This is a genomic window from Devosia sp. UYZn731 (genome assembly GCF_040546795.1).
Classification (GTDB): domain Bacteria; phylum Pseudomonadota; class Alphaproteobacteria; order Rhizobiales; family Devosiaceae; genus Devosia.
The window spans coordinates 419,943-439,301 of sequence record NZ_JBEPOL010000002.1; the positions used below are offsets into that span (position 1 = coordinate 419,943).

The window sequence follows — 19,359 nt, forward strand, 5'->3', positions numbered from 1 at the left end:
CAAAGAAGTAATACTAATATTAGGCGCCAGGAGATGGACGTGACCTTCGACGAAATCAAGGCCAAGATCGGTTCGGGCCTGCTGTCCTTCCCGGTGACGGATTTCGATGCGGACGGGGAGTTCGATCATCAATCCTATGCCAGGCGGCTGCAATGGCTGTCCTCGTTCGATGCGGCAGGCCTTTTTGCGGCGGGCGGCACCGGCGAGTTTTTCTCGATCGGCTACGATGAATATGACGCCGTGATCCGCACGGCAGTGACCAATAGCGCGCCAAATGTTCCGGTGCTGGCGGGCGTGGGTTATGGCACCCGCCTGGCGGTGGACCTGGCGCGGCGCGCCGAAAAAGCCGGCGCGGCGGGCCTGCTGGTGCTGCCGCATTACCTGATGTTCGCCGAGCAGGAAGGCATCATCGCCCACATGAAGGCGATCTGCGACGCGGTGGGCATCGGCGTGATCTACTACGCGCGCGACAATACGCGGCTGACCCCGGACTCGCTGGAAAAGCTGGCGGAGGCTTGCCCCAATCTCATCGGCTACAAGGACGGCATTGGCGACTTGCAGTTGATGGTCCAGATCGCCAGCCGGATTGGCGACCGCATGGTGCATATCGGCGGCTTGCCGACCGCGGAGGTGTTCGCCCAGCCCTATCTCGAAATGGGCGTCACCACCTATTCGTCGGCCGTATTCAACTTCGTGCCCGAGCTGGCGCTGCGGTTTTACCGCGCCGTCCGCGACCGCGATTCCGCCACGGTGAGCGCCTTGCTCAGGAGCTTCTACCTGCCGCTGATCGAGTTGCGCGACCGCAAGCGCGGCTACGCGGTATCGATGGTCAAGGCCGGCACGGATTTGATCGGCCGACCTGCCGGCAAGGTACGCAGCCCGCTGACCGAATTGACCGGCAGCGAGCGCGACACCCTGGCGGCGCTGATCGCCTCGCATAGCTGAACGATTTCCCCGCACGCCCCTCCCGGCGCAGAGGCCCGGATCGCAAGATCCGGGCCTTGTGTTTTTCACCGACTGAGCGAAGGTTGAAGCGCCGGCGGGTGCCCGCAAAAGCCACCGCCCAAGAACCCGCGTTCTACACACGAACGGCAAATAACAACGGTCGATCCCTGCAGCCACCCCACCCACCGCCTTCCCGCGGACTTGATCCGCGGGCCACTCGCAACCCGGCACAAGTTGGCAGAGGCCCGCGGATCAAGTCCGCGGGAAGGCAGTGGGTGGGAGGCATTGGACCAAAGCAGAATACCTCCCCGCCGCCGCCGCCGCCCCCACACAACAGCGAAGCGCCCCTAAGCCCCGTACGGGTCCCACCCGTTCGCCTGGAACAGCCCGATGATATACCCGTAACAAAATGCAAACGCGGCTTCGAACGGCGCTTCACCATCGATGTCCGGCACGTGGTCAGGCATGATCATGCAGTCCGTACCCACCTCATGATAGATGCGCAGGCTATCGGCCATATCCATGTCGCCGGCGTCGGGAAATTCCTCGGTGAAGGAATAACGACCGCCCTTGATATTGCGGAAATGCACGTTGAAAATCTTCTTGCGGCTGCCGAACCAGCGGATGATGTCGCCGATTTCCTCGCGCGGATTGACCAGGCTTTCGGCGATCGTGCCCTGGCAGAAATTGAGCCCGTGATAAGGACTTTCGGCGATCGAAACGAACTTCTTGAGCCCATCGGCACTGCCCAGCACGCGCTCCTCCATGCCGCGATAACCGGGCCGCGTCAGGGGATCGTGCGGGTGGCAGGCGAGACGCACCTTGCTGGCCTCGGCCACCGGCACGACCCGCTCGAGGAACCAGGTGATGCGCTCCCACATCTGCTCGGTGCTGACCTGCCCGGCGCGGCTGAGCGTATCCTGATCGGTGGTCTGGTCGTGCCGGAAGGTCGAGAGCACCGCACCGCCCCGGCCGCGTTCCGAGGTGGTGCGCGGAATGCCCAGGATATTGAAATTGTACTTGGTGGCCTTGATACCCAGCGCACCCAGCATTTCGATCAGCGCGCAGATGCCATCCACCTCCCGCTGCCGATCGGGATCCTGGCCCAGCACGATCGAGGGTGACTTGACCTTGTCGACGCCGGCCGAGGACATCGGCAATTGCACCATGTCGAGCACGAGGCCCGCCGCATCGATACGCTCGATATGTCGCGCCAGCACGTCGCGCGTCCAGTCATGCGGGTTGCCGGCGGGGTCGACGCAGACATGCCTGACCCCCAATTGCGCTAACTGCCGCAGATAACGATCACCGACCGCCTCAAATGCCTCACCGCTGAGCTGGGTGCCAACATACATATCCATATGCCCTGTTCCATGATTTCTCCAAAGTTGTATGAAGATTTGCTCATGCTACAAGACCTCGCGGGATCGCAGCGCAATTTTTCGACGCCGCGCCGCGCTACTGCTACCGTCGGCAGGCGGATGCGATTAGTATCGAGGCCCATGATTTGCCTGCGGCACAGGCTTTAGGGATGAACGAATTGGAAGTGCAAGCAGTGCGGCTGACCGACCGGGTCAAGCAGGATCTGGTGGCCTTGATCGCGCAGGACAACCTCAAGCCCGGCGACAAGCTGCCACCCGCCGACCGGCTCTGCGAGCAGTTTTCGGTCAGCCGCACCGTGGTGCGTGAAGCCATTGCCAGCCTCAAGGCCGAGGGCCGGCTGCGTTCGCTGCGCGGCAGCGGCGTCTATGTCAGCGAGCCCCCTGCACCCTCCGGCAGCTCGATGTTCATGGAAGCGCCCCAGGACATCGGCGATGTGCTCGATTTCATGGAGTTCCGCATGAGCGTCGAGATCGAGGCGGCGGGGCTGGCGGCCGAGCGACGCACCGAAACCAACCTGTTGCGCATGGAGCAGGCCATGAGCCAATTCGCCCGGCACTTGCAGGACAATTCGCTGGCCACCGACGCCGATCGCGCCTTTCACCGCGCCATCGCCGACGCCACCAACAATGGTCGTTTTCGCCTGTTCGTCGACGAGATGGGCGAGCGGCTGATCCCGCGCCGGGCGCTGGGCGCCAGCTTCACCGACGAGAAGGACAAGACCGAGTTTCTCGGCAATATCGAGATCGAGCACCGCCGCATCTTCGAGGCGATCAACGACCGGCAGCCCGACGCCGCGCGCGCCGCCATGCGCCAGCACCTGCAACGCGGGCGTCGGCGTTACCGCGAATGGAGCCTGGCCCACGACGTGACACTGCGCAGCTGATGGCACAGCCGCAGGTGGATTTCGTGGTGGCCGAGCGCTTCGCGGTGGGCGAAAGCCCAGTCTGGGATGCCGACAATGGGCAACTGCTGTGGTGCGATATTCCCGAAGGAGCGATCCACACGCTGCATGTCGCTAGCGGCAGGCGATCACACTGGAAACTCCGGGAGCCGGTGGGCAGCTTTGGTCTCGCCCAAGGTGGCCGGCTGGTCGTAGCTTTGCGCGATGAGGTGGTCCTGTTTGATCGTGACAGCGGCGACCGCGAGCTTGTCGCCCGTGTGCGCCATGCCAAGCCCGGCATGCGGCTGAATGACGGCAAGGTCGGCCCGGACGGGGCCTTCTGGGCCGGCAGCATGGATGCCAGTGGCGACGGCGCGCCCGCGGGTGTGCTCTATCGTTTCGCGCCCGACGGCGACGTGCGGGTGATCCGCGAAGGCGTCGCCATTTCCAACGGCTTGGCCTGGAATGCCGAGGGCACGCGGCTCTATCACTCGGATTCGCGCGGCGATTACTGGCTCGATACCTGGGATTTCGACCCATCCAGCGGCGACGCAACCAACCCGCGGCGTCTCAGCGAGCACGACGACAGCTACGGCCGGTTCGATGGCGGCGCCTGCGACATGGCTGGCAATTACTGGTCGGCCGGACCTTCGGCAGGCCAGGTCAACCGCTTCTCCACCGATGGCAAATGGCTCGATGCTGTCAAGGTTCCGCTCGCTCACCCGACCATGCCATGCTTCGGCGGCCCGGACCTCCAAACTGTTTTCGTAACCAGTCTGGATTCCGGGACCGCCGGCCCGGGTCGTGATGGCATCGTGAGTTTTCGGGCCGAGGTGCCGGGCGTGCCAGTCGCGAAATTCGCCCGCTAGTCGCCTTGGCCTCGAGGCCAGACCGCCGCGGTCACTGCAAACGCGGTGCCCCGGGGGGTCTAAGCACGCAGTGACAAGATTTTAGGGCAGCCCCGCAGCTTTGCCAGTGCGGCGGAAATCGGCGCTCGCAGTCATTGTATCGCCGTCCCGCCAGCACATCTGGAACGATCCCTGGTTCCAGTCCCAAGCCGGCATGGGTGTCAGGTGCAGGCCCAGCGCTGTGACGCCCAGCACCGCTTCCGGCGAAATCCGGCTTTCCACCGTCAGCGCGTAATTATCCTCCAGCGGCAGCATGCGCGGCGCGTCCGAGGCAGCGTCGGGGCTCATGCCGAAGTCGAGGATATTGACCAGCATCTGCGCCACCGTGGCATAGACATTGCCCGGCGTCCCCAGTGCCAGCCACGGCTTGCCATCGCGCATGACGAAGGTGTTGCCCAAAATATTGCGCATCCGCGCGCCGGGCGTCCGCCAATTGGAAAAATGCGCATTCATGCTGGTCTGCTCATGCGAACCCATCATGGCAACGCCCCCCACAGCCAGGCCCGGAATGCCGCCCGACTGCACCGTGTTCATCATCTGCAGCCAGTTGCCGTCCCCGTCGACGATGGAAATTTCGCAACTCCCCACCGGCGCCTTGGACTTCGCGCTGTTCCAGCCCGATGCGGCGAAAGCGGCCGCGCCCGTCGTCAGCCGCACGTGATTGGTCAGGTCCACCTTAGGCCGGCTCGCCGCGATCATCGCCGCCAGCGAACGATGATAGGCCGGGTCCATGATTGGTCCCGCCGCCGCCCCAAAATATTCCGGGTCATGCAGGAAGCCGCAGGCCTGTTCGGCCAGCCGCAAGGCATGGCTCATGAAGAACAGATAGTCGGCCCCGAACGGCTCCATATCGGCAATGCCAGCATGCTCCAGCACGCCCAGCACCAGCGCGCAAAACACCGCCTGCCGCTCCGGCGGCGCCAGGCTGACGATCTCGTGGCCACGATGAGAAAACGCCATTGGCTCCTGCCAGCGCGGCGGATTGGCTATCATGTGGTCCAGCCGCACCGCCCAGCCCAGTTCATTGCCTGCCTTGACGAAATCGCGAGCCCACTGCCCTGTGGTGAAATAGCTCGGCCCCTCCGCCGCCAGCGCCGTCAGCGTCTTGGCCAGCTTGGCATTGCGCACCACGCTCCCCACCGGCGGCAGATAGCCATCCGGCATGAACACCGCCCGGCCTTCCTCGAAATAGGTAGAGAACGGCGCGGCAAAGACGTTCACCCCATATTCGAACGAAGAGACCGGATGCCCCTCTTCCGCCCAGCGGATCGCCGGCTGGCACAGTCGCGACCAATCCATCGTTCCAAACCGCTCATGCATGGCGCCCAGCCCCGGCATGAACCCAGGAATCGCCGCCTGCGGTCCCGGCGCGCCCTCGCGCGCCCAGCCACCGACGCCATTGATCGGCCGAAACGGGCCCAGGTCATGCGGTAGCGTGCCCAGCGAATTGAGCTGGTACGATTTCTGCGTCTTCGCATCCCAATACAGAAGCGACACCATGCCCGCGTGGCTGGTCAGGTGTGGCTCGACCGCCGCCTGCACCAGCGCCCCGGCAATCGCCGCATCCGCCGCATTGCCGCCCGCCGCCAGCGTCTCGATCACCGTCTCGGTGACGATTGGATTGCCGGTCGAAGCCACCGCCTTGCCATGCGCCAGTGGCTTTGGACCCTGGTCGACGATGTAGCGGTTTTGCAGATCAATCAGGCGTGCAGCATCCATGAGACGTCACCGGTTCGGAGGGCGAAAAGTCTATTCCTTGGGTTCCATGGCGTCGCGCAAACCGTCGCCGAGGAAGTTCACGGCCAGAACGGTGCAGAGGATCAACAGCCCCGGCGGAATGGCCAGCCACGGCGCCACGCTCAGCCACGAACTGGCGCTATTGAGCAAATTGCCCCAGGTCGGCACCGGCGGCTGGATGCCAAAACCCAGAAAGCTCAGCGCCGATTCCAGCATGATCGCGCTGCCCACCGCCAGCGTCGCCGCCACGGTGATGGGCCCGATCGCATTGGGCAGGATGTGGCGGAACATCAGCCGCGCCCCGCCTGCCCCCAGCGCCCGCGCCGCCTCGACAAATTCGCGCTCGCGCAACGCCAAAAACTGGCTGCGCACCAGCCGCGCTGTCCCCATCCAGATCAGCATGCCGACGATTGCCACCAGCAGCGGCGGGCTCGGCCGGAACAGCCCCGACAGCAACAGCACCAGCGGCAACGTCGGGATCGACAGCATCACATCGGTGAACCGCATCAGGATCGCGTCGGTCCAGCCGCGATAAAACCCCGACAAAGCCCCCACCAGCGTGCCCGCAATCGTGGCGATGATAGCGCCGGCCAGCCCCACAGCCAGCGACACGCGCCCCCCATATATCAGCCGCGTCGCGACATCGCGGCCCAATTCGTCCGTGCCCAGCCAGTGCTGCGCAGTCATCGGCCCCGGCGAGCCGATCAGGGTGAAATCCTGCCCGTCAAATGTATACGGCGACAGGAACGGCCCCACGATGATGATCACCGCCAGCAGCAACAGGAACGCCAAACCGGCCACCGCCGGCCGGTGCTTGAGGAAGCGCTTGACCACCCGCCGCCCATAGCTCTGCGGCGGCTGGATGGTGGCGAGCGGCATAACGGTTTCAGCCATAACGGATCCTCGGATCGAGCGCCGCATAGGCGAGGTCGGCAATGATATTGGCCATGATAATGCCCAGCGAGCCCATCATCATCAGCCCCATCAGCATGGGATAATCGCGCCCGTCCATGCTTTCCATGAACAGCCGTCCGATACCGGGCCAGGCGAACACCGTCTCGGTGATCACAGCGCCGGAAATCACCGTGGCGAAATCCACCGCGATCACCGTCACCGCCGGGATCATCGCATTGCGCAGCGCATGCAAAAACACCACGCCGCGCTCCGAGCGGCCCTTGGCATAGGCGGTGCGGATGTAATCCTGGTTGAGCACGTCGATCATGCCCGAGCGGATGAACCGGCTCCAGCTCGCCACCGTCGCCAGCGACAGCACGGCCGCCGGCATCACGATATGGCTCAGCCGATCCATGAAATCGCCGCCACCGATGGATTTGTAGCCCGCCGACGGCAGCCAGCCGAGTTGCACGGAAAACAGCAATTGCAGCAGCAGCGCCAGCCAGAACACCGGGATGGAAATGCCGGCAAACGAGGCCAGCGTCAGCGAGCTATCCAGCTTTGAGCCACGCCGCGACGCGCTGATGATCCCCAGCGGAATGGCGATCACCAGCGACAGCAGCAGCGCCAGTCCGCCCAGTTCGAGCGTCGGCCCCAGCCGTAGCACGATCTCGGTCAACACCGGCCGCCCAGTGCGAATGGAATAGCCCCAGTCGCCCACCACCATGGATTTGAGCCACAGCACATATTGCACCGGCACCGGCTGGTCGAGCCCATAGGCGGCCGCGATCTGGTCGAGCGCTTCCTTACTGACCGCAGGGTTCTCCGTATACATGTCCAGCGGCCCGCCGGGCGCCAGGTGGATGATGGAAAACAGGATCACCGAGATGCCGAGCAACAGCGGCACGGCACTGAACAGGCGGCGCAGAACGTAACCGAGACTCATGCCGCCACCCTCGTCTCTGAACACCTATGCGGTTCAGTTTTTGCTCGACGCATATAACTTAAGCACCATGTTGCTTTGCGCACAAAGCGGCCCCTCCCCCTACCAGGGGGAGGTTGGGTGGGGGTGCGATTTCCCCAAAGAGAACACCCCCACCTTGATCCTCCCCCTGACAGGGGGAGGCTTCGACTGAAACTCCAGGCTTTAGCCCTCCATGTACCATTCGGCCGTATGCACGAAATTGGTCATGTTGGTGGGGTTCGGCACGAAGTTCTTCAGCTTGTCGGTCACCGCGATCAGCGACACATTGGTCGTGAGCGAGATGGTCGGCAGGTCGTCGGCCAGGATCTTCTGGAATTCGGCAGCGCCTTCCTTGCGGATTGCCGGGTCCAGCGTGTTCTCGAACTTCTGGAACGCCGCATCGAGCGCCGGGTTGGAATAGGACTGGCCGTTATTGGCCCCGCCCGTGCCCCAGAACACCGAGTAAACCGGGTCTGCCGAGGTGATCCAGCGACCATAGATCAGGTCATAGCCGCCCTTGTAGCGGGCTTCGCGATACGCCACGCCGGTCTGGTTGTTGGCCGTCGCCTCGATGCCGATGGCCTTGAGCTGGGCGATGATCACCTGCTGGGCCAGTTCGTCATCGGCGCGGCCGGATTGCACCATGAAGGCGTAGCTCAGGCGCTCGCCGTCCTTGGCGCGCACGCCATCGCCGCCCATGGCGTAACCGGCATCGTCGAGGATCTTGTTGGCTGCCGCCGGATCATAGGCGATGACCGGGGTATTGGGATCGTAGAAGTCGAACACCGGCACCACTGGCGAGCTGATCGGCTCGGGAAAGCCGCCCTGCGCCTTGCTCAAAATGGTGCGGTCGATGCCCGCGGCAATGGCCTGGCGCACCTTGAGGTCGGCCAGCGAAGGCTTCTTGAAGTTGAAGTCGAGGTGCTGCCAGGAGAGCAACGGCCCCTTGACGATGGTGATGCCCGCGATGCCCTGCACCTGGCTGGCCTGGCTATAAGGCGTTGAAACCACCATGGTCACTTCACCCGACTTGAGCTGCGTCAGCAGGGTATTGGTGTCCGGGATCATCTTGAAGATGATCTTGTCGAGGTATGGCAGCGCATCGCCGTTCTCGGCCTTGGCCCAATAGCCGTCGAAGCGCTCGACCACCACATACTGGCCACGGGCGAATTCGGCGACCTTGAACGGGCCGGTGCCGACCGGGGTCTCGTTATAGCTCGACGTGTTCAGATCGGTGCCTTCGAGCAGATGCTTGGGCAGGATACCGAACGTGAACAGGGTCGAGGCAAACGTGGGCAGGATGGTGTTGTAGTTGACGATGACCGTCAGGTCGTCAGGCGTGTCGATGCTCTCGACTTCGGCGGTGCCGTCCTTGGATTCAGCGATGAATTTCTCGTCCTTGACCGCTTCCCAGGTGTATTTTACGTCGGCCGAGGTAAAGGCCTCGCCGTCATGCCACTTCACGTCCGGGCGCAGCTTGTAGCTGACCTTCATGGTCTTGCCGTCTTCGGCCACCACGATGCCGCCATTCTCGATGGTGGGCACTTCGGTGGCCAGCACAGGCACGTATTTGGCATCGGCGCCGGGCGCCAGCAGGCCCTCGACCACTGCCGCCTGGGCATCGCCCAAAAAGCCGGTCGAATAGACGTTCATGGTGTCGATTTCATAGGTCAGGCCGACAGTCAGCGTGCCGCCCTTGGCCTGGGCCCAGGCTGGAAGCGCCCGCATCGTCGTCAAAGCTGCGGTGCCGGCAAGCATGCCCTGAAGCGCTGCACGGCGGGTCAGTTTAAATGTCATGATCTCGTCCTTCTGCCTGTTGCCCTTGCGGGAGTTGCCTCGCCGGCTATCGCCGGTCTTGGTTCGATCCCCCCTCGACGGCAAAACCATCACCCGGCGAATGGGCAATTCGTCGCCTTGCTCGAAGGATACGATACTCATCGCCCTCCCTCGTTTTGGGCGATAAATATCGGTTTGATGACAGCCAGCATGGTGCTACCTCCCGCACCCAGCAATCCCCTAAAAAATCCGCTTTGCCTGCATTTCAACTCATGCATGCGCAAGGGCACCACACTGCCCAAAAAATACCCCGCACTGCTCGTATATTGAGCAAATGCGGGGCTGTCAGGGTGAACTTCAGGGCATCGGCCGACCGACTTGGAAAAGCTCTATCTATTCCGTCAGGTTAAGCTCGCCCGCCCGGATGCAGGCCACGGCATGCTGCGCCCCCACCGGATCGAGCGGCGGCACCACCGCCGCGCAGGCCTCGATGGCGAACGGGCACCTGGTGCGGAACACACAACCCGAAGGCGGATTGATCGGGCTTGGCAAATCGCCCTTGAGCGTGATCCGCTGCCGCCGCGATCGCGGATCGGGCACCGGCGCCGCGTCGAGCAGCGCGCGCGTGTAGGGATGGCGCGGATTGGCATAGAGATCGGCCGCCGTCGCCGTCTCCATGATCTTGCCGAGATACATGACCACGACGCGGTCGCAGAGGAATTCGATTACCGACAGGTCGTGCCCGATAAACAGGATCGACAGCCCCAGCTCCTGCCGCAAATCCTGCAGCAGGTTGATGATCTGCGCCTGGATCGACACGTCCAGCGCCGACACCGGCTCGTCGGCGACGATGAACTGCGGATTGACCGCCAGTGCCCGCGCGATGCCGATACGCTGCCGCTGCCCGCCGGAAAATTCATGCGGAAACCGCGCCGATGCCGTCCGCGGCAGTCCGACCTTCTCGAGTATATCCCCCACCCGCTCCGCGCGATCCTTGCGGGTGCCGATATGGTGCAGCAGCAGCGCCTCGCCGATGGTCTGGCCCACGCTCATGCGCGGGTTCAAACTGGCATAAGGGTCCTGGAAAATGATCTGCATCTGGCTGCGCAGCGCCTTGAGCTGCGGCGCCGCCATGCCGACGACCTCGCGCCCGTCGAACTGCACCGAGCCCTCGGTGGGCTCGATCAATCGCAGCACCGAGCGCCCCAGCGTCGTCTTGCCCGACCCTGACTCGCCCACGAGGCCCAGCACTTCGCCGCGCGCCACTTCGAACGACACGCCATCGACGGCCTTGACCGTCACGCCCGGCTTGAACAGTGTCTTGCCGACCGGAAAATGCACCTTGAGATCGGTGACCTTGAGGAGCGTCTCAACCATCGAGTTCACTCCAGCGGATGCAGCGGGCGCCATGGCCATTGCCGATATCGAACATGGGCGGCACCGCCGCGCGGCATGCATCGATCGCCCAGGCGCAGCGCGGATTGAAGTCGCATCCGGCAGGCGGATTGCGCGGATCGACCACGCTGCCAGGAATGGCCTTGAGCCGTGCCACGGTTCCGGCCGCCCGCGCCGCGCGATCTACCGTCGGCATGCTGGCCAACAGGCCCCGCGTGTAAGGATGGCTCGGCCGGTCGAACAGATCCTCGACCGTCGCCCGCTCGACAATGCGCCCGCCATACATAACCGCGACCGTGTCGGCGATCTCGGCGACCACACCCAGATTGTGCGTGATGAACAAGATTCCCATGCCGATCTCGCGCTGCAGGCGCCGCATCAGTTCGAGAATCTGCAACTGCACCGTCACATCGAGCGCCGTGGTCGGCTCGTCGGCAATCAGCAGCGCCGGATTGCAGGCCAGCGCCATGGCGATCATCACGCGCTGCCGCATGCCGCCGCTCATCTGGTGCGGATAAATATCGGCCCGCTGCGCCGGCTCGGGAATTTCCACCAGTGCCAGCATGTCGATCGCGCGCTTCCAGGCCTGCGCCCGCGTCAACCCTTGATGCAGCAGCGCCACTTCGGCGATCTGGTGCCCCACCTTCTGGGTCGGGTTGAGGCTGGTCATCGGCTCCTGGAAGATCATGGCGATCTCGTTGCCGCGCACCTTGCGCATCGCATTTTCCGGCTCCTGCGCCAGATCGCGCACCTGCCCGTCGCGGCCGCGAAACAGCACCTGCCCGCTGGCAATGCCACCGATGGCCGGCGGGATGAGCCGCATCACAGAAAGGCTCGTCACCGATTTACCGGACCCGCTCTCGCCCACCACGGCAACGGTCTGCCCGGCCTCGACCGTCAGGTCGACGCCCTTGACCGCGCGGACAATCCCGCTTTCGGTGCGAAACTCGGTGACGAGGTCGCGGATTTGAAGCAGCGGCGGCGCCATTGCTGCCATCAGGTCAACTGCCTCGCGCGTTCCATCTCCTGGCCGATCCAGGCCAATGGTACATGCCCATAGCTCAGCAGCGCATCGTGAAAGCTCAACGTGTCGCCCTTCCAGCGCTTGCGCAGCGCCTTAATGCCCTCGACCCCAATCCAGTACATCAACCGCGATCCCGGCAGCATGGAATTGCGCACCACTTCGCCTTCGACCCGGCTCGGCGCGAAACCCGCCTCGCGATAAAACGCCATCGCCTCGTCGAGGCTCCAGTCGCCGATATGCAGCTTGATATCGACCAGCACACTGGCGGCGTTGCGCCGTTCATACTGCTTGAGCAGCAGGATTTCCGCCGGCGTATAAAACCCCGGCGCTTCCATCAGCAGGTCTTCGACATAGCAGGCCCAACCCTCGATCAGCGTGCCGGCGCCCAGAAATGCCAACCCCAGCGCACAATCCGTCCCCGCAATCCGCGCCAGCCGCGACTCCGCCACTCGCGCCCGCGCGTTCTGCGTATGATGGCCCACGCCGCCATGATGCACCGAATGGATGGTCTTGACGGTGGCGGTATTGTTGCCGCGCAGGAACGCCTCTTCATCCTCGCCGGGCGGGGTCACCCAATAGACGCTCCCTGCCCCTGCATTGAGCGCCGGTGGCGAGCGATAGAACAGAAAGTACAGCGGCTGGCTGATCTTGCAGAAGCACGGCGCCATCCAGCGATAATCGAGATCGTATTCCTGCGCCGGGGTCACCAGTTCGTGCCCCGCCGCGATCGCCGTTACGTCCCACAGCATGTAGCTGTCATGCACCGCCTCGGCGTCAGCCGGATGGATATCGGCCAGGCCCGCCACGATGTCTTGCCAGCTCTTCGACGGATCGATCGCCTTGGCCATTTCGACGAGCTCGTTGCCCATGCGATCGTAGGCCGCCTGCGCCAGATCGATAGCCTCACGCGGGCTCATCGTCAGCCCATGAGTTGAACTCATGATGAGCGATAAATGCTCTGCGCCGCAGGCCGGGTTTTTGTCGTTCAAGAAATCCAGCATGCTGGCAAATTTCTCGAAGGCATCGGCCGCGCGCCGCGCCGGCTCGGCCCACTCGTCGGCGAACTCTTCATGCAGCTTGATATCGGTGCGGAGGAACCCCGCCATGGCGACGGATTCCCGCTGCGCCCGCTGGCACCAACCCTTGGGCACGGCAACGCCGTCGAGCCGCGCCACAGCATCACCGAGGAAGGCCGAAACGGCGTTCAGCCGTGCAACCAGGCCAAGGTGGCGGATCGGCGCCGATTGCGGCAGCAGCAGTGAAATGATCGAAAACGCCGCCTCGCCCGAATACCATGCCGGGTTGTGCAATCGCGGTCGCGCGGTCGCCGCCGCTTTCTGCACCGCGAGTTCCGCCAGCATCATCCGACGATCCAGCCGGTCGCCAAGGCTCTCTGGAACCTCGGTTTTTTCCAACCGCGCTTGCAGGGCCGCAATGCCCTCCAGCTCCCGCTCAAGCGTCTGTGCTCCGGCCAACGGCAGCACGTCGTCATAGTCCTTGGACCCCATGAACGTCGCATCCACTGGATGAAACGCCCAATAATGGCTCAGGAATTCGTCAACGATTGAAGGATCATAGCGCGTCGTCATGCGCTCTTTCCCGGCAGGTCGACCCAGCGCCGCTCGAAATGGGCCTGAATGACCGCGTCGACGATCTCCTGGCTCTTGGCGCCATCATAGAAGGTGCATTCCTGTGGCCGGTCTTCGAGGATTTCATCGACGAAGTGCCTGACAAGATTGCGATAATACAGTTCCGGCCACGGCGTATTGAGCGTCGTCCCCGGCGGCAGCGCATCGGCGCCGACATCATAGGGAATGAACTCGACTGCCTCCGCCTTGGCAATCTTGAGCGTTTCGGCAGTCCCGAACTCCGAGATCAGCCGGGCAACCGCCGCGCCCTTCGAGCCATAAACGCGCAGTTCCACGCCCGGATAATTGCCAACCGCCACATAAGAAGTCTGCAGCAAGCCTTGGGCGCCATTGGCATATTCGACCAGCGCCACAGCGCCATCTTCAATCTTGATCTTTTGCAACCCGACTTCACCGCGCACGATGCGCTCGGGAATGAAGTTCTTCATGGTCGAGGCGACCGAGCCGAACTCGCCACCCAGCCAGCGCATCAGATCGATCAGGTGGCTGCCATAGCCAATGATGGAGGCCGGGATCAGGCTGTTGCGATCGACGCCGGGCGTCACCTGACGCAAGGGCTCCTGCGGATCAAGCCATTGGGAATTCTGCTCAAAACCGTGAATGTGGTAGATTTCGCCCAGCGTGCCGTCGTCGATCCACTTCTTGATCTGCCGGATCGCCGGCGAGTAGCGGAAGGTGAAACCCAGCTTGGTGCGCACGCCCTTGGCATCAGCCCGAGCCGCTGCTTCAAAGGCCGGCGCCGCCAGCGTATGCAGCGGCTTTTCACTCAGCACATGCTTGCCTGCGTCGATCGCCAACAGGCTCAGCGGCAGGTGGGTATGGGTCGGCGTGCAGACGTCAACCATCTGCACATCTGGGTCGGCAATCAGCTTTTCCGGGTCAGAATAGACCTTCTTGGCCCCATACTTCTCACCCATCGCCTTGGCGCGATCCGGATCGATATCGCAGACCGCGATCAGGTCCACTCGCTCATGCGCCTTGTAGCCGGGCAGATGCGCCTTGTCGGCCCAGGTATGCGCACCGATAAGGCCGACGCCGAGTTTGGATTGGCTCATGGCAGGGTCTTTCCGATGGAGGCCGCGTAGGCTTCGAGTTCGTCGAAGTTGTGAAAACCAAGGTCGCGCTTGCCGTCCTCGATCTCGTAGATCATCGAGGTCAGCTTCTCGTTGAGCCGCGTGTCGGCCCCGGCTTTCTTGCCATATTCGATCAGCTTGCCGGCAAAGGCGCGCGTCTCGGACGGGCGCTTGCGGTAAACGATGTCCCACCAGATGCCCGAGCCCTTCTTCTTGAAGTTGTGGGTCGGCTTGTTGTCCTGGTCCTTCTTGAGCAGCCAGATGGCGTGGTCGATATTGGCCAAGAGCTTCTTGGTGTCCTCGGCCGTCTTGACCCGGTAATTGGCCGGATCGAAGAAGTCGAAGGCCTGGATGTCGATGCCGTTGGCATCGGCGATTTCCAACGCTTCCTTGACCACTGCCCCGGCAGTGCGGGCATATTTTTCGACGCCCAGCGTGTCGCGGATCTTGGCATCGGCCAGCGCCGAGAACACCACCTGCGCCGAATAGACTTCCTTGGCCCAGATCTGGCCCCAAATGCGGTCCGAGTACTGCACTTCGGTCAGTGCACTCAGCGCATCGCCCAGCTCCTTGAGGCGCGGCGTCATCTCGCCGTTGAGTTCGCCGAGCTGGATCGGGCCCTCATGCACGAATTCGATATAGCCGGGATCGACCAGCGCGCCGCCGTAATTGGGGATCGACCCCATGATGATTTTGTCGCCGGGCAGGCCGGCCTCGTTCAGCGCCGCCACCATATCGGGCTCGTTGAAGCCGTTCTGGTAAGACACCACTAGGCTGTCCGGCGTCAGCAGCGGAATGATCTGCTTGAGCGCTTCGATGGTGTGCTGCGATTTGGTGGCGATCAGTACGGTGCCCAGATCACCCGAAAGCTGGTCCGGTGTCAGCGCCTTGACCTTCACGTTCAGGTCGCCCCGCACCCCATCTATGGTCATGCCTTTTTCATTGAGCGCAGCGACATGCTCGGCCCAGCGATCGACCAGCGTCACGTCGTGACCGGCCTTGGTCATATAAGCACCGGCGAGGCCACCGATGGCGCCCGAACCGATAATGGTGAACTTCATGCCGAGACCTTCTCGATGACGGTTTGCGGAAACATTTCAAGGCTTTGCGGGCTATTGGCGTTGGAATAAAGCGCGTCGAGGAACACTGGCCACTGCTCCTTGCTCACCCGCTCGCGCACGCGCCGCACACTCTCATTGCCGGCCCAATAGGACGCGATGAACGGCCCCCGGAACGGATGCGCCGCCATACGCAACCGCCCCTGCACCCAGGCTTCCTGCCCCATCGCGACATCGCGCAGGTAGTCGGCCACCTCTTCGCGCGGCATGCCTTCGACCATCAGCATCCAGGCGGCGCTGGTCTGGGCGGCGGAGCGCACGCGGCGCAGTTCGACGTGGATTTCGTCGTCGCCATCTTCGATGAAATCGATCAGATGCGCGCCCTGGTCGCCAATGCCTTCCTGCACGCAGCCGGTAATCGCGTCTGTCGTGATCAGCAGCGTATCAGCCGGCGCCCTGCCCTCGTCGAACGCCTTCTTGGTCGACAGCAATTGCGTCGAGTGGCCGGGATAAACTTCGTGGCAAACCAGGTGCTTGAGCGCCGCACGGGTAAAATTCAGATCAAAATTCAGATCCATCTTGCCCTGATCGAACGAGCAACGGGCGGTATAAAACATACCGCGCACCGGGTTCAGCACCATGTCGTAATCGCCGGTATCGAAGATCAGCTTGTCGGTGCGCGCCTTGGCATCGGCCATCAGTTCGCGGAACACGGTCTCGATCTGCTCCGTCGGCACCGCGCGGGCCTCTTCCCAGGCCTGTACCCGCTCGCCGAGCGAACCATTTACGAACCCGGCCTTGCGCAGCAGCACATCGACCTTGCCGCGCGCATCCTCGATCAGCGCCGCATCCTCGCGACCGGCCGGAGCGCCCACCAGGTCGGTCACCTTCTCCTCAAACGAGGGGCTGGCGCCCGATAACATCTTGATCGTCACCCGCAGCGACTTCAGCATACCCTGAAGGAATACCTGCCGCGGCCCCGCCGCCAGCGCCGCAGTGGCGGTTTCGAGCGCCGTGATGTCAGCGCGAATGGTGTCGCGATCGGTGTAGGATTTGGCTTCGACGAGGCCATTGCCCAGGTAGATCGGCACCAGCCCTTCGCCGCCCAAGAGGCTTCCCTCCGCCGGCTGGCTGCGCTCGAACGTGTCGATCCCCATGGTGACAGCAGTCAGTTCCTGCCCGATCTCAAACGAATTCATCGTGGTCTCGATCCTCATTTTCTGCATAGCCCGATCAAAGTTCAGCAGCAGAAGCCCGCCTTCGCATGAAAGGCCCGTCCCAAAAAGCTATCCTCTTGGCGCCGGCTCACAAGGCGCATAAAGATTGCTCTTCCATGACTTGAAAGAATGATCGCCATGCGCGGACGCCTCCTCCCCTCGCTCAATGCCATCCGTACCTTCGAGGCTGTGGCCCGTTACAACAGCTTCACCCGCGCGGCCGAGGAGTTGAATGTAACGCAGAGCGCGGCGAGCCGGCTGGTCCGCAGCCTGGAGGAATACCTGCAGGTCCCGCTCTTCACCCGGCAAAGCCGCCGCATCGAGCTGACCGACCAGGGCCGTTTCTACAACGAACTGGTGCGCGACTCGCTCGACCTTATCGAAGCCGGCACAGTTGAGCTGATCTCATCCAAGGAGGGCAAAGGCACGCTCTCCATCGGCATGCTTCCGACGTTCGGCACGCGCTGGCTGGTGCCGCGCCTGCCATCCTTCCAGGAGGCACATCCGGAGATTTCACTGAACATCATCTCCAGCGATGGCGAACTCGATTTCACCAAGGAGCGCATCGATGTCGCCATCCGCTTCGGTCATGGCGAATGGAAAGACGCGATCGTCGACCCGCTCATGGGCGAGGAAATCCAGGTCGTCTGCAGCCCCAAGCTCATGCAGGGCGAACACCCGATCCTCACCTACGACTCGCTGCGCTATCACCGCCTGATCCGCCATTCAACCCGGCCCAACAGTTGGGATCACTGGTTCCGGTCCGTCGGCGCCCATCGGGAAGACCAGCAATGGGGGCCCACCCTCGAACACTTCTTCATGGTAATCCAGGCTGCTGTGGCCGGCCTTGGCGTGGCCCTCTTGCCGACCTTCCTGATCGAGGACGACATCCGCAACGGCACTCTGGTGACCCCGTTCACCGACCGTATTGCCGGCCCGGGTGCCTACTACCTCATCACCTCCGCCGCCAAAAGTGAGCTGCCGCGCGTCAAACTGTTCCGGAGATGGCTGCTGGACCAGCTTGCCTGATTGCTCCAAACTCAAGAGAAACTATCTTCTTGCCCATCAGGAAGATAAATTACCAACGTGATCGACCCAGCCCGGACAGTCCATGGACACCCGATTTCTTGAAAGCTTCGTCGCCGTGGTCGAATTCGGCTCGATGGCCGAGGCTGGGCGCCGGCTCAATCTGACTGCGGCCGGCGTGGCGCAACGGCTGCGCGTGCTCGAAGAAGATTTCGGCATCGCCCTCGTCACCCGGGTCGGACGCCGGGTTCATCCGACCGAGGCGGGCGTCGCGGTGTTCACCAAGGCTCGCGCCCTGCTGCAAGGCATTCGCGAACTCCGCCAGGTTGCGCTGGCCGACACGGAGTCCGGTGAATTGCGGCTCGGCGCCGTTTCCACCGCGATGACCGGCATCTTGCCAAGGGCCATGCGCGGGCTGCACGCCACGCATCCAAACTTCAACATTTTCGTTGCGCCGGGGACATCGATGGACCTCTACGAGCGTGTCGTCGATGGCGATCTGGATGCCGCAATCATCGTGGCGCCGCCGTTCCGCATGCCCAAAACCTGCGACTGGCGCCCCATCCGCACCGAGCCCCTTTTGCTGATCCGGTCCGAGTCACTCGCCGTCGATGACCCGCGCGAACTGCTCTCCACCCAGCCCTTCATCCGCTATGACCGCAATCATTGGGGCGGGCGCCTGGCGGAAAACTATCTGCGATACCTCGATATCGTGCCCGAGGACCGCTACGAACTCGATGCGCTCGAGGCCATCGCCGTGATGGTCGACAGCGGCCTTGGCGTCTCGCTCGTGCCCGATTGGGCGCCGCCATGGCCCGAGGGTATCCGGCTGATCAAGACGGCCATTCCCAATCCGGAATTCGCCCGCCACATCGGCCTCGTATGGCTGCGCGCCAACAATAGCCTGCGCACGATCGAGGCGTTCCTCGATGAGGTGGCCTCGACCAGCCTGTCCGACTGAGCGCTCATGCCCGCTCGATGACGCAGACCAGATCGAGCTCGACCATCCCCGAACTCGGCAGGGACGCGACCCCAACCGCAGTACGCGCATGAGCCCCGGCGTCTTCCCCCAACACCGCGACGAGCACCTGCGACGCGCCATCAATGACGGCACTGTGCTGCGTAAAATCCGGCTCGCTCATGACGTAGCCAGTCAGCTTGAGAACGCGAACACGCTCGCCCACCCCCAGAGCGGCGTCCAGCACACTCAACGCCCGCAGGGCGGCCGTGCGTGCCGCCAACTGGCCCCGCTCCAGGTCGCTGGCCAATGCCGGCCCGGCAATGGTCTCCTCGCCCAGGCGGGACACTTGCCCGCTCAAGTAGAGCATGTCGCCATGACGGATGGCAGGCCGGTATAGGCCTCGCGGCGCGATGGCCTGCAGCGACAGGCCTTGCTTGGCGCAGGCGTCTTTTATGTATCCCATGGTGTT

Annotated in this window: 17 protein-coding genes; 5 read left to right on the forward strand and 12 right to left on the reverse strand. The window is 63.2% G+C overall.

Annotated elements, in window-relative coordinates; genetic code table 11:
- The first annotated feature begins 39 nt into the window (after positions 1-39).
- Positions 40-945: a 5-dehydro-4-deoxyglucarate dehydratase gene (gene kdgD / locus ABIB57_RS06505; RefSeq protein ID WP_502914351.1), complete on the forward strand. Its 906-nt coding sequence runs from the start codon at positions 40-42 to the stop codon at positions 943-945.
- A gap of 347 nt (positions 946-1,292) precedes the next feature.
- On the opposite strand, the gene ABIB57_RS06510 is transcribed toward kdgD, so the two are convergent.
- Positions 1,293-2,300, reverse strand: coding sequence for a mannonate dehydratase (locus ABIB57_RS06510; RefSeq protein WP_354039694.1), 1,008 nt, complete (start codon positions 2,298-2,300; stop codon positions 1,293-1,295).
- A gap of 176 nt (positions 2,301-2,476) precedes the next feature.
- On the opposite strand from ABIB57_RS06510, the gene ABIB57_RS06515 reads away from it, so the two are divergent.
- Positions 2,477-3,211, forward strand: a complete 735-nt coding sequence (locus tag ABIB57_RS06515; RefSeq protein ID WP_354039317.1) for a FadR/GntR family transcriptional regulator — start codon at positions 2,477-2,479, stop codon at positions 3,209-3,211.
- On the forward strand, positions 3,211-4,077 hold the full coding sequence (locus ABIB57_RS06520) for an SMP-30/gluconolactonase/LRE family protein (RefSeq protein WP_354039318.1): 867 nt from the start codon (positions 3,211-3,213) through the stop codon (positions 4,075-4,077). Before ABIB57_RS06515 ends, ABIB57_RS06520 begins: the two co-directional genes overlap by 1 nt.
- 81 nt (positions 4,078-4,158) lie before the next feature.
- On the opposite strand, the gene ABIB57_RS06525 is transcribed toward ABIB57_RS06520, so the two are convergent.
- From ABIB57_RS06525 to ABIB57_RS06570, 10 genes are all read right to left on the reverse strand, one after another.
- A complete protein-coding gene (locus ABIB57_RS06525) occupies positions 4,159-5,835 on the reverse strand; it encodes a gamma-glutamyltransferase (RefSeq protein WP_354039320.1) in 1,677 nt (558 codons plus the stop codon).
- A 30-nt stretch (positions 5,836-5,865) separates the two neighbouring features.
- A complete protein-coding gene (locus ABIB57_RS06530) occupies positions 5,866-6,747 on the reverse strand; it encodes an ABC transporter permease (protein WP_354039322.1) in 882 nt (293 codons plus the stop codon).
- Positions 6,740-7,693 carry an ABC transporter permease gene (locus ABIB57_RS06535; protein WP_299732476.1) on the reverse strand — a complete coding sequence of 318 codons (954 nt, stop codon included), beginning with the start codon at positions 7,691-7,693 and terminating at the stop codon, positions 6,740-6,742. Before ABIB57_RS06535 ends, ABIB57_RS06530 begins: the two co-directional genes overlap by 8 nt.
- A gap of 201 nt (positions 7,694-7,894) precedes the next feature.
- Entirely contained in the window at positions 7,895-9,649 is a 1,755-nt protein-coding gene (locus tag ABIB57_RS06540) for an ABC transporter substrate-binding protein (protein WP_354039325.1), read from the reverse strand.
- Positions 9,650-9,880: 231 nt separating this feature from the next.
- Positions 9,881-10,864, reverse strand: coding sequence for an ABC transporter ATP-binding protein (locus ABIB57_RS06545; protein WP_354039326.1), 984 nt, complete (start codon positions 10,862-10,864; stop codon positions 9,881-9,883).
- On the reverse strand, positions 10,857-11,879 hold the full coding sequence (locus tag ABIB57_RS06550; protein WP_354039328.1) for an ABC transporter ATP-binding protein: 1,023 nt from the start codon (positions 11,877-11,879) through the stop codon (positions 10,857-10,859). The genes ABIB57_RS06545 and ABIB57_RS06550 overlap by 8 nt, the downstream gene beginning before the upstream one ends.
- Positions 11,879-13,495 carry a DUF885 family protein gene (locus tag ABIB57_RS06555; protein ID WP_354039329.1) on the reverse strand — a complete coding sequence of 539 codons (1,617 nt, stop codon included), beginning with the start codon at positions 13,493-13,495 and terminating at the stop codon, positions 11,879-11,881. Before ABIB57_RS06555 ends, ABIB57_RS06550 begins: the two co-directional genes overlap by 1 nt.
- Positions 13,492-14,610 (reverse strand): Gfo/Idh/MocA family protein, encoded by a 1,119-nt coding sequence (locus ABIB57_RS06560; protein WP_354039330.1) that lies wholly within the window; start codon positions 14,608-14,610, stop codon positions 13,492-13,494. The genes ABIB57_RS06555 and ABIB57_RS06560 overlap by 4 nt, the downstream gene beginning before the upstream one ends.
- Entirely contained in the window at positions 14,607-15,689 is a 1,083-nt protein-coding gene (locus ABIB57_RS06565) for a ketopantoate reductase family protein (protein WP_354039332.1), read from the reverse strand. The genes ABIB57_RS06560 and ABIB57_RS06565 overlap by 4 nt, the downstream gene beginning before the upstream one ends.
- Positions 15,686-16,885, reverse strand: coding sequence for a hypothetical protein (locus ABIB57_RS06570; protein WP_354039334.1), 1,200 nt, complete (start codon positions 16,883-16,885; stop codon positions 15,686-15,688). Before ABIB57_RS06570 ends, ABIB57_RS06565 begins: the two co-directional genes overlap by 4 nt.
- A gap of 147 nt (positions 16,886-17,032) precedes the next feature.
- On the opposite strand from ABIB57_RS06570, the gene gcvA reads away from it, so the two are divergent.
- Both gcvA and ABIB57_RS06580 read left to right on the forward strand, forming a co-directional pair.
- Positions 17,033-17,932, forward strand: a complete 900-nt coding sequence (gene gcvA / locus ABIB57_RS06575; RefSeq protein WP_354039336.1) for a transcriptional regulator GcvA — start codon at positions 17,033-17,035, stop codon at positions 17,930-17,932.
- 82 nt (positions 17,933-18,014) lie between these two features.
- Complete coding sequence (locus ABIB57_RS06580; protein WP_354039338.1) at positions 18,015-18,890, forward strand: LysR family transcriptional regulator; 876 nt, start codon at positions 18,015-18,017, stop codon at positions 18,888-18,890.
- 4 nt (positions 18,891-18,894) lie between these two features.
- Here the strand turns inward: ABIB57_RS06580 and ABIB57_RS06585 are convergent, their stop codons facing one another.
- Positions 18,895-19,353, reverse strand: a complete 459-nt coding sequence (locus ABIB57_RS06585) for a RidA family protein (protein WP_354039340.1) — start codon at positions 19,351-19,353, stop codon at positions 18,895-18,897.
- Between the last annotated feature and the right edge of the window lie 6 nt (positions 19,354-19,359).